Consider the following 11,008-nt stretch of genomic DNA (forward strand, 5'->3'; position numbering starts at 1 on the left):
CCTTCCACGATGGTGTGGCGGGAGTGACATACGGGGCATGCAGGGCATACGGAACGGACCGAGGTCACGACCGTCGCGCGTTCTTGAGGAAGCTGCGGCTGGGGAGGAAGAAGTACTCCGCTCCGCGCATGACGACGGACTCCGAGAGGCTCACGCTGACCTTCTCGCCGGGAACACCGTGCTTCTTGGGCCAATTCATCGGCGTATCCGCGTGGCCGAGGCCGACGACGGGGTCCTGGCCGGTCGAGGGCTTGCCGTCGTCACCGCCCGAGATGAAGTCGATGTTGTTGCACCACCGGTCCTGCATGAACTCGAACTGGTGGGAGATGTCGGCCTGGGCGCACAGGAACAACAGGCCCGCGGTGCCGTCGCTCTCGTAGGAGATGCCCCGGCGGGCGATACGCCGGGTCCGCTCCTCCTTCAGGGACACGCCGAACCGCCACGTGGTGTCACCGCGCGGATTGGTCTTGCGGATGTGTGCCTGGTAGGGGCACTTCAGGCCGTCCTTGTCCTGAAGGAAGTCGAAGTCGTTGGAGATGGGGCCGTCGACGCCCATCTCGGTCGCGGGCTCGCTGACGGGCGCGCCGTTGCGGAAGCGTCCCACCATGTAGGCGCCGGCGAGTTCCTTGTCCCCCTCGTGGGGATCCGCCCTGCCGTCGGCCTTGGCCAGCTCCCTGGCCAGCTTCAGCCGCTGCTGGTTGAAGTGCGGGATGTCCTGCTCCAGCTTCCGGTACACGAAGTACGAGCCGTAGCCGGTCGCTTCGTGGCCGCCCGGGTCCTTGGCGAGGACGAGCCCGAGAGGGGCGCCCGGGTCCCATGCCGAGGACCCCTGCTCCTTCTTCGCCTCCTCGATGTCCTTGGTGAGGAAGTGCGGCTCGCTCACGCCGTCGACGAACCCGAAGTGCTCACGCACCGGCCCGTTCGGGCGGGTCCGCAGCACCTTGCCGACCTCCTCGTGCACGACCCTGCCGGCCCCGGTCTTCAGGAGCGTGCCCAGGATGTCGTCGGCCTTCTCCTGCACCTCGACCGCCGAGTCGTCGGCGACGATGACCAGCGCGTCGACCGGCTCCCGGAAGCCCTCGTGCCACTGGGAGACGGGAGGGTCGCAGAGCTTGCTGACCGTGTCGGAGTGCCGGGTGCCCCGCTTGAACGCCTCGTCCTGGGGCATGTTGGTGATGCCGAGGGCCTGGTAGCCGGAGGCGGAGAGCATGAGGTTGACGAAGGGGGGACTGGGATCCTTCACGAGCGCCGCGCCCAGCAGCGCGTCGGGGTCCGTACGGCGCTTGTGGCCGTCGCCGCCGTCGGTGCCCAGGGAGCCGCTGAGCAGGCCGCCCTTGCCGAGCCCGGCGCTCAGGGAACCGCCGAGGGGACCGGCCTTGACGTCCGCCGAGACACGGGGACTGTCCCCGAACTCCGCACCCACGGACGCCCCGAGCGGGCCGAAGCCGGCCGAGGCGAAGATGGCGGCACGCTTGCGCGACTGGTCCCACTGCGCCATCGCGGTGGTGACCTTGTCGGCCATGCCCGACAGCCAGGCCCGTGCCTTGTCCTTCTGGCCGGGGGTGAAGCGGATGAAGAGATGACGGCTGTGGTCGCGGCCGTGGCTCTTGAGGATGTTGCCCTGGATGTCCTCCATCAGCCGGCGCTCGTCCGGGCCGAACTCGCCCTCGCGTTTGGCCGGCCCGATCCCCGTTTCCTTCTCGAAGTCGATTCTGGTCATTTGTGTGGTCATCGGAACGCTCCTGCGGGTGGACAGCGGAATCGCGCGGAAGGACGGAGTTCAGTCCGCGCATTTCCCCATCCTTTCCTGGCAAAGCGTTGCCAATGGAATATTCCTTGGAATCACCCGTATGGGGTCATATTCCCCTTGCGTGGACGCTTGCGTGGACGTCCTTCTTCGTATGAACGCTCCTGGAGTCGTATGAACGCCCCCGCACCGGAGCCCGAGGTGCGGGAGGCAGTCGGCCGACGGACACTGAGAACTGACCGCGAACCGTTGAAGCATGTCGGCCAGGCAGAGGCAGAGGTGTAGGTGTTCGGCTATGGGCGGTATCGACGAAACGGCTGTCGGAGGCCTGCGTGAGGCACTGCGGGGGGATGTCGTCTCGCCTGCGCATCCGGGGTACGACGAGGCCCGCGCCCTCTACAACGCCATGATCGACCGGCGTCCGGCCGCCATCGCGGGGTGCGCCGATGTCGCCGATGTGCGCACCACGATCTCCTTCGCCAAGGACACCGGGGTGCCGCTCGCGGTGCGCGGCGGCGGGCACAGCGGGCCCGGCCTGTGCCTGGTGGACGACGGGCTGACGCTCGACCTGTCGCCGATGCGCTGGGTGCGGGTGGACCCCGGGGCGGGCACCGCGCAGGTGGGCGGCGGCAGTCAGCTGGGCGACCTGGACCACGCGGCGCACACGTTCGGCCTCGGCGTGCCGGCCGGGATCATGTCGACGACGGGGGTCGGCGGCCTCACGCTGGGCGGCGGGCACGGCCATCTGACCCGTAAGTACGGGCTGACGATCGACAACCTGCTCTCCGCCGACGTGGTCCTCGCCGACGGGACCTTCGTCACCGCGTCGGAGGAGGACCATCCGGACCTGTTCTGGGCGCTGCGCGGGGGCGGCGGGAACTTCGGTGTGGTCACGTCGTTCACCTTCCGGCTGCACCCCGTGGACACGGTCGGGGTCGCGGTGACGGTGTGGCCCGTCGACCGCACGCGCGAGGTGCTCCAGTGGTACCGGGAGTTCCTGCCCGCCGCGCCGGAGGACCTCAACGGCTTCTTCGCCGTGCTGGTCGTGCCGCCCGGGCCGCCGTTCCCCGAGCCGATCCACGGGCAGAAGATGTGCGGTGTCGTGTGGTGCTACACCGGCGACCTGGCGGAGAACCGCCTCGAAGAGGTGCTGGCCGTGGTGAACGAACCGGCGCCGCCCGCCTTCCACTTCACCACGCCCATGCCCTACCCCGCCCTGCAGACCATGTTCGACGAGCTGATCCCCAAGGGGCTGCAGTGGTACTGGCGCGGTGACTTCTTCGACACGATCCCGGACGCGGCGATCGACGTACACGAGAGGTACGGCCAGAACATCCCCACCGACCTGTCGATGATGCACCTGTACCCGGTGGACGCGGCGGGTCACCGGCCGGGCGCCGACGACACGGCCTGGGCGTACCGGGACGCCGTCTGGTCCGGTGTGATCGGCGGCATCGACCCGGACCCCGCCAACGCCGACCTGATCCGGCAGTGGTGCGTCGACTACTGGAGCGACCTGCACCCGCACTCCATGGGCGGCGCCTACGTCAACTTCCTGGGCGCGCAGGAGGGCACGGAGCGGGTCCGGGCCACCTACGGCGACCACTACGGCCGGCTGGCCTCCATCAAGCACACCTACGACCCGGACAACCTCTTCCGCGCCAACCAGAACATCCAGCCGTCACCGGCGTGACATGAGGACATGGGGACATGAGGACGTGAGGAGGACGTGAGAAGGGGCGGGCGCCCGGTACCGGACACCCGCCCCAAGCCGTCGTACGGCCTTTACTGCTGCTTACTGCTTACTGTTTACTGCGTGACCTTCTCGATCCGCACGTGGCCCACGCCCGCGACCGTCCCGCGCGCGTTCACCAGCCGGATCTCCCCGAAGACGTCCCGGCCCTGGGGCACGGCCGCCGCGGCCGTCAGGCTCGCGGACACCGTCGTCGAGTCGCCCGTGCCGAGCTTCACCGATGCCGAGCCGTCGACCGTGACCGAGCCGAGCGCGGTGGAGAAGTACACGTCGCGGTAGTCGTACTCGGTCGAGCCCGACGGTACGGCGAAGCCGTCCACCTCGATGGTGTACGTGCCGGCGGCCGGTTCGGCGATGGAGACGGACTCCTCGGAGTCGCCGTCCGCGCTCTGGGCGACCACGGCGCCCTCGGCGTCATACACCGTCAGGTCGAGGTCGGCGGCCAGGTCGGAGACACCGCCGATGGCGACGTCCAGCGAGATGGCGCCCTCGGGCACCTCGATCGTGGTGGTCTGCACGTCGCCGTCGGCGATGGTCGGCCGCGCGGTCTTCGCGGAGCCGAGCGGGCCGTCCCGCAGGGTGCCGTCCAGGGCCGCGTACTGGTTCGTCACCTCCCAGGAGGCGCCGACCGGGGTGCCCTCCTGGGCCTCCGGCACGGTCACGGTCTCCGGGGCGAAGGCCGCGCCGAGCACGGTGAAGTCCAGGTCGTACGGGTTGTCGAGCAGCGGCGACGTACGGCGGGACTCGATCTCGATCTCCCAGACGCCCGGCTGCGGGTCCGCGTACGAGCGCAGGTCGGGCCGGCAGCCGTTGCCGTCGTCGAGGTTGCTGTAGCAGATCAGCGACGAGGGCTCTTCGACCTGAAGGCCGTACGGGTGGATGGACATGAACCGCGTCTGGCTCCCGTCCGCCAGCCCGCCGAGCGCGACCTCCAGCGTCCGGGCGCCCTCGGGCACGGTCACGAAGTACGACCGCGAGCTGTTGCGCTCCACCGAGTCCGAGGCGGAGTACGTGTACTCGACCGGGGCGGCGGCGACGACGGTCGCCAGCATCTGGTGGTCGGTGCCCTTGGTGGCCGGGTCGTCGATCTCCAGGCGGGCGCTCTTGATGCCGGTGGACGTCGGCGCGGCCTGGACCTTGACGGTGACCGGCTGGTTCAGCGGCAGGGCGACCACGCGGGGGCCGACGACCGAGAAGGTGCGGGCCTTGTTGTTCTTCACGCGCAGCGTGTGCGGCACCGGTCCGTCGGGGCCGGTCGTGCGCGTGACGGTGACGTCGTACGTCTTCTTCTGCCCGGCCTTGAGGCCGCCCTCGCGGTCGTACAGGCCGGTGCCGAAGCCCGGCGTCTTCAGCGCCTGTTCGAGCGCGGTGTCGACGGGGGCCTGCACCGTGTACTCGTGGGCGGAGCCGCCCTTGATGAACTTGGCGGACTTGATGGACTTCCAAGCGGCCATGATGTCGATGAGGCCCGAGCCCTCCTCGTACGCCTGCAGACCCTTGACGTGGTCGGCGGTCGAGGTCAGCGCGGTGCGCAGCTTCGCCGGGGTGAGGTCGATGTTCCGCTGCTTCGCGGCGGAGAGCAGCAGCGCACTCGCGCCCGCGGCCTGCGGGGACGCCATCGACGTGCCGTTGAACATGGCGTAGCCGGCCGGCAGCGACCAGCCCGCCTCGTCGAGCGGGGCGCCGGGCGCCCAGGTCTGGATGGTGCTGACGGCGGAGCCGGGTGCGACGAGGGTCGGGGTGAAGCCGCCGTCCTCACGCGGGCCGCGCGAGGAGAAGTTGAACAGCCCGTACTTCTTCTTCACTTCGGAGCCGTAGTTGGCGGCCCAGGTCTCCTTGGAGACGGCCGCGCCGACCGAGATCACCTTGTCGGCGTAGCTCGGCCAGCCGATGGTGTTCGCGCCGGGGCCCTCGTTGCCCGCGGAGATCACCAGCTGCACGCCGTACTCGTCGATCAGGCGCGTGTACAGCTCGGACACCGCGTCGTTGCCGTCGTTGACCGCGCCGAGGCCGCCGATGGACATGTTGACGATGTCGACGCCGCGGTTGACGACGAGGTCGGTCATGCCCTCGACGAGCGCGACGTTGCTGCAGAACGGGCCGAACTCGCAGGCGCGGGACGAGACGATCTTCGCGCCGGGCGCGGCGCCGTCCATCGCGCTGCCGAACATGCCGTTGGCGGCGCTGATGCCGGCGACGTGGGTGCCGTGCGCGCCGGAGATGATGCCGATGTTGACGAAGTCGGACGTCTTGCCGACCCAGTCGCCGCCGAGGGGGTCCATCGGGACGTCCTCGCGGATCTCCACGACGAACGGCTGGCGCTCGGCGACCTCGGTGGAGGGGTCGTCGGTGCCGAAGTACCCGGTCTGGAAACCGTCCTTGTACGGCTTCATCGGCTCGTCGTCGGTGAAGTCGTTGTTGTCGTTGACGTCGACGGTGACCGTGCCGGCCGCCGCGTCGTACAGGACGCCCCAGACGTCGTCGGTGTCGCCGTCGCGGTTCACGTCGCCCTGGGCGTCGCCGCCCGCGGTGGCGGACTCCCGGAAGACGTTCATCCGGTACGAGCCCTCCGGCGCCGTCCAGGTCTCGCCGCCGTTGGTGAAGACCGGCCCGGACACCGAGTCGGTCATCGCCCGCCAGGAGCCGTCGCCGTCGACGATCGGGTCCACCGACGTCACCCAGTCGACGATCTTGCGCTCGCCGGTGGTGGTCTGCTGCAGTGCCGGGTGGCCGAGGTCCACGCCGGAGTCGAGGATGCCGATGGTGACGCCGGTGCCGTCCGCCTTCGGGTTCTTCCTGACGAAGTCGACGGCGCCGGTCTCGTGGGACGGGTTGTACGGGTTGGCGGCCGGGGTGTTCCCGTCCGGACCGGGGTACGTGTCCGAAGTCGCCCGCGTGGACGCGCCCTTGGCGGTGTCGGCGGCGGGCGACGGGTCCTCCAGCCTGATCTCCTGCCGCAGGTCGATGCCGTGCACGGAGGAGAGCTTCGTGGCGGAGGCGATGACCGACTCGGCCTTCGCCGTGGGCACGGTGGCCCGGACGTAGCCGAGCTTGTCGTAAGTGCGGCCGACGGAACCGCCCTTGACGGCGTCGAGCTTCTCGGCGACCTGCTCGGTCCTGCCGGGAGCGGTGACGACCATCATCGTGACGTTCTTGACCTTGTCGGCCTTCGCCCGGGCAAGCAGGTCCGCGTCCCCGGAACCGAGCTTGTCGTGGGCGGACTTGAGGCCGGGGTCGGTGGAGGGGGAGGCGGGGGTGGTGGAGTTGGGGGAGTCCGCGGCGAGGGCCACGGGTATCGGCCCGGCCGCGGCGAGCGCGGCAACCAGGCCCGCCGCGAGGGCTGTTCGGGCCGCTCGTCTTGCGCCGCGTGTCTGGGGGGTGGGGTGATGGGGGGTGGTGGGGGGCATCTGAAGTCCCTTGATGCTGTTGGTGCTTGTAGGTACGAGCACGCAGCGGCCGGATCGATCGACTTCGACCGCCGCAGTCCGGAATGTGATTCTGGATGATCGACAGCTTTACGCAAGTGACTGTGGTTACTTGAGAGTTCATCGGCCGGGAGAGAATCATGGCGTAAACCCGCCATGCGCCATCGGGGATTTATGGGTGCAGGATGTGACATCCCTGTGGGGTGGCTGGGTTAACTCGAAGCACTCGGCGTTCCCTCGCGCGGCGGTGATCGCCTGGAGTGCTGATCCGGGCATAGAACAGAAGAGTGGTCCGCCCCACGTCGATTGGGGCGGACCACTTGGTTCGTCGGGACGATCAGGCGCGGGTGTGTCGGCTTGGTGCGTCGGCGACGAAGGCTGCGAACTGCGCTGGCGCGAACAGGGTCGCGGGACCGGTGGGGTCAGATGCGAACAGGGCGGTGCGGCGTTCGCGGGTGTCGTTCAAGAACGCACCCCTTTCAGGGTTGTCAGAGGAGCCCTGCGCGGAAGCCTTGGCGGAGGGCATCCCACTCGGATGCGGTGAAGCGCAGTGCGCCCTTGTCGGGGTTCTTGGAGTCACGGACTGCGACGGCACCGCCGGGCAGATCGGTGATTTCCACGCAGTCGTTCTCCCCGGCGCTGAACGGCGACTTGTACCACGTGGCGCCGCTCAGGTCGATGGAGTACAGATCGGCCTTCTCGTGCGGGGCTATGCTCACGAGTGGTTCTCCTTGAGGATCTTGCGGATGACTTCCCGTGATTCGTCGACGGGAAGAGCTGCTGCGACGATCTGATCGAAGGCGTTCTCAAAGACCGTCACGTCGCCGGTTCCCTCCACGAAGTTGCCGCCTCGGATGTTCTCCACGTTGACGACGGTGGGCCATGGAGCCTGGAAGCCGACGATGCTGAAGTTCCCGGCCAAGCCGGGGTGCGGGTTGGCCGCGAGCGGCATGATCTGGATGGTCATGTTGGGCGCATTGGACAGGTCCAGCAGCCGGAGCAACTGGTCCCGCATGATGCCGTTGGTCGAGGCGAACTTCTGGTGAAGAACGCCCTCGTTGATCGCCGCCCACAGCCTGAGCGGGTTGGTTGTCCGGGACAAGACCGACTGCCGGGCAGTACGCAGCTCCGCGAGCGCTTCCACCTCTTCGGCAGTCCGCGTGAGAGCCGTCGCGGCGATGATCTGCCGCGCGTACGCCCCGGTCTGCAACAGGCCGGGAATCAGCGTCGGCGAGTAGAAACGTACGCTCTCGGCGTCCGCCTCCAGGCTGATGAGGTCCTTGTACTCGCTGGCCGCGACGTTCCCGTACGTCGCCCACCAGCCTTGCTTCCCCGCGTCACGGGCCAGTGCCTCAAGGGCCGTGATCAGCGTCTGGTCCTCAATGCCGTAGGAGCCAAGAAGCGGCCCGATGTCCTTGGGCGGAATGTGCGCCCTCGCGTTCTCGATCTTCGAGAGCTTGGTGTGATCCCAGCCCATGTGCACTGCTGCGACTTCGAGCGTGAGCCCGGCCTTGTTGCGGCTGTCGCGGAGCAGGCCGCCAAGGCGCCGCCTACGGAGGGTTGGTTTGGCCCTCTGGTTCGGCATGTCCGTGTCCTGCCTTTCGGGGTGCTCATCCGCCCCTTGAAGGTGCGTAGTTGGGCGGCATGGGTTGCATTGTGCCCTCACCGGGTTTCACCCGTCGAGGGAACTCAGGTTCGACTATGTGGAAACTTGGGTGACTAGGTTGCGCACCCAGGTTGCACGCGGGCATCCTGCCGGAAGTAAGAGCGTGACCACGCGTCAACTCATAGGCAATGAGAGGTGCTTGGTCACGTGCTGCGGCCTGTCTCCATCTCCGAAGGGAGGTGGGCCGCCCTCAACTTGCTCCCTGCCGATGAGGGTTCACGATGACCGTGACCACGTTTGCCGCCCCCACCGGGCACCCCCGATACACCGAGTCCCTGCCCAACGAGCCAAGCAGTGCACGCGCCGCACGACGCCTGGTGCGAACTGCACTCGCCGTGTGGGGGATAGAGCACCTGACGGACTGTGCCGAGCTGATCGTCTCCGAGTTCGTCGGCAACACCGTCGAGCACGCCCGGGGGAACATGATCCGAGTCATCGTGGAGCGCCCCGACTCCCGCACGGTACGCGTCGCGGTCGCGGACAAGGACCGGCGCAAGCCCACGCCGCGCGTCACCGCGCCGGACGACGAGCACGGGCGCGGCCTGGCGATGGTGTCGCTGGTGGCGGACGACTGGGGCGTCGAGCCGAAGCAGTGGGGCGGCAAGGTCGTCTGGGCTGTGCTGCGCTGCGAGGAGACGGGCCGGTGAGCGGCCGCCGTCGTGGCGCTCCCCCGCCCTCCCCGCCGCTGGCGAGGCGGTGGGAAAGTCTGGTGGCTGGTGGGCGCCACGGCCATCCAGGTGGCCGCCCTGCTTCTGACCACCGTCCGATGACTCCGGCGGTACGCGGTGACCCGTGGCCCCGCGTGTCGCCGGTCCGAATTCGCCCCGGATGCGACGTCAGAGGCCACCCGACCGGCGCCTGCACCCGTATCCACACCCGACGTACCCATGCCGCGGTGGTGGTTTATCGGACGGACTTCAGCAGTCCCCAAGTCCAGCGGCGCGTGCCGGGCAGGAAGAAGGAACGCCATGGATAGCGTCCCTGGGGTCCATTACTCCCAAGACGCCCCGCAGCACGCTCAGTTGTACGAACGACACGAAGGAACACCCTCCATGACTGATCTCCCCGTCAACTCCGACGATGCCACCAAGCTGCGTGACAAGGTCGTCGACCAGCTTCGCGAGGACGGCACGATCGTCTCGCCGGAGATCGAAGCAGTGATGCGCGAGGTCCCCCGGCACCTGTTCGCGCCCGGAGCGCCGCTGGAGAAGGCGTACGACACGTACGTTGCGGTGATCACGAAGGAGGACGAGCACGGAGTGCAGCTCAGCTCGGTGTCCGCGCCTCAGATTCAGGCGCTGATGCTGGAGCAGGCCCAGATCCGCCCCGGGATGAAGGTCCTGGAGATCGGCTCCGGCGGTCTCAACGCTGTCTACCTCGCGGAACTCGTCGGCCCGGACGGCGCGGTGACCACCGTCGATATCGACCCGGAGGTCACCGAGCGCGCCACGCGTCTCCTCGCAGAGAACGGCTACGCCCGTGTCCGTGTGGTCACTGCGGACGCAGCCGAGCCCATCGCCGGTCTCGGCCAGGTCGACGTCATCATGGTCACCGCAGGGGCCTGGGACATTCCGCCGGCCTGGATCGACCAGCTCAAGCCGGGCGGTCGCCTCGTGGTGCCGCTGCGGATGCGCGGCCTGACCCGCTCCGTCGCCTTCACCCGCGTTGGGGGCCACCTGGAGAGCGAGTCCGCGAAGATCTGCGGGTTCGTGCCCATGCAGGGCTCGTCCTCGCACCAGGAAGAACTGCTCCTCGTCACCGGCACCCCGGAGATCGGCCTCCGGTTCGACGATGGCCTTCCGGCCGACTTGAGCAAGCTCGACAACGCGGTCCGTACGCCGCGGGTCGAGCTGTGGACCGGGGTCACGATCGGGGTCAGCGAACTTCTGGACACCCTTCAGATGCACCTCGCGATCAGGCTGCCCGGCTTCTGCATCATGGCGGTGGACCCCGACCTGGACACCGGAATCGTCGCGCCCGTCAACAAGGGCTTCTCCCCCGCCGCCGTCGAAAGCGGCACCTTCGCCTACCTCGCCACCCGCCGGACCGAGGACAACAAGCATGTCGAGTTCGCGGTCCACGCCCTCGGCTCCGAAGCGCAGGCGTTCGCCGAGAAGATCGCCGACCACCTGCGCGACTGGGAGCGCGAGCGGCGCGGCGGCCCCAGCCCGGTCATCCGGGTCTATCCGGCTGGCACCCCCGATGACCAGGTCCCTGGTGACCGGGTCATCGACAAGGTCCACAGCCGGATCTGCCTCTCCTGGCCCCCGGCGTAGCCATCGGGAGTCAGGGCGTCATGCACCACAGCGCTGAACAAGGAGAGCTCAGGTTCAAGGAGTCGTCGCAACACTTCTACTTTGTGTTGATAGTAGGTGATTGTTGAGAGTCTCGGCGGGTGTTCTCCAGCCAAGGGTCTT

7 protein-coding genes are annotated in these 11,008 nt (G+C 68.4%); 3 read left to right on the forward strand and 4 right to left on the reverse strand.

Features of this window, described 5'->3' with window-relative positions; all coding sequences use genetic code 11:
* Window positions 1-64: 64 nt before the first annotated feature.
* Complete coding sequence (locus ACWD3C_RS41710; protein WP_451152799.1) at window positions 65-1,732, reverse strand: Dyp-type peroxidase; 1,668 nt, start codon at window positions 1,730-1,732, stop codon at window positions 65-67.
* A gap of 310 nt (window positions 1,733-2,042) precedes the next feature.
* Here ACWD3C_RS41710 and ACWD3C_RS41715 point away from each other — a divergent pair, with 310 nt between their 5' ends.
* Window positions 2,043-3,440 carry an FAD-binding oxidoreductase gene (locus ACWD3C_RS41715; RefSeq protein ID WP_451152801.1) on the forward strand — a complete coding sequence of 466 codons (1,398 nt, stop codon included), beginning with the start codon at window positions 2,043-2,045 and terminating at the stop codon, window positions 3,438-3,440.
* Between the two features lie 116 nt (window positions 3,441-3,556).
* On the opposite strand, the gene ACWD3C_RS41720 is transcribed toward ACWD3C_RS41715, so the two are convergent.
* From ACWD3C_RS41720 to ACWD3C_RS41730, 3 genes are all read right to left on the reverse strand, one after another.
* Window positions 3,557-6,907 (reverse strand): S8 family serine peptidase, encoded by a 3,351-nt coding sequence (locus ACWD3C_RS41720; RefSeq protein ID WP_451152803.1) that lies wholly within the window; start codon window positions 6,905-6,907, stop codon window positions 3,557-3,559.
* Between the two features lie 506 nt (window positions 6,908-7,413).
* Window positions 7,414-7,644, reverse strand: coding sequence for a DUF397 domain-containing protein (locus tag ACWD3C_RS41725; protein ID WP_451152805.1), 231 nt, complete (start codon window positions 7,642-7,644; stop codon window positions 7,414-7,416).
* The gene (locus ACWD3C_RS41730; protein WP_451152807.1) at window positions 7,641-8,510 is read right to left on the reverse strand and encodes a helix-turn-helix domain-containing protein; all 870 of its coding nucleotides are present in this window, start codon (window positions 8,508-8,510) and stop codon (window positions 7,641-7,643) included. Before ACWD3C_RS41730 ends, ACWD3C_RS41725 begins: the two co-directional genes overlap by 4 nt.
* Window positions 8,511-8,812: 302 nt before the next feature.
* Between ACWD3C_RS41730 and ACWD3C_RS41735 the strand changes: the two genes are divergently transcribed.
* Both ACWD3C_RS41735 and fxlM read left to right on the forward strand, forming a co-directional pair.
* Window positions 8,813-9,238, forward strand: a complete 426-nt coding sequence (locus ACWD3C_RS41735; protein ID WP_451152809.1) for an ATP-binding protein — start codon at window positions 8,813-8,815, stop codon at window positions 9,236-9,238.
* 405 nt (window positions 9,239-9,643) lie between these two features.
* Window positions 9,644-10,867 carry a methyltransferase, FxLD system gene (gene fxlM, locus ACWD3C_RS41740; protein WP_451152811.1) on the forward strand — a complete coding sequence of 408 codons (1,224 nt, stop codon included), beginning with the start codon at window positions 9,644-9,646 and terminating at the stop codon, window positions 10,865-10,867.
* Window positions 10,868-11,008: the final 141 nt, after the last annotated feature.

Source organism: Streptomyces sp. NPDC002845 (assembly GCF_053591955.1).

Coding starts and splice junctions, on each gene's coding strand:
- ACWD3C_RS41710 (WP_451152799.1), bottom strand. CDS start 1,732: ATGACCACACAAATGACCAGAATCGACTTCGAGAAGGAAACGGGGATC.
- fxlM (WP_451152811.1), top strand. CDS start 9,644: ATGACTGATCTCCCCGTCAACTCCGACGATGCCACCAAGCTGCGTGAC.
- ACWD3C_RS41715 (WP_451152801.1), top strand. CDS start 2,043: ATGGGCGGTATCGACGAAACGGCTGTCGGAGGCCTGCGTGAGGCACTG.
- ACWD3C_RS41735 (WP_451152809.1), top strand. CDS start 8,813: ATGACCGTGACCACGTTTGCCGCCCCCACCGGGCACCCCCGATACACC.
- ACWD3C_RS41730 (WP_451152807.1), bottom strand. CDS start 8,510: ATGCCGAACCAGAGGGCCAAACCAACCCTCCGTAGGCGGCGCCTTGGC.
- ACWD3C_RS41720 (WP_451152803.1), bottom strand. CDS start 6,907: ATGCCCCCCACCACCCCCCATCACCCCACCCCCCAGACACGCGGCGCA.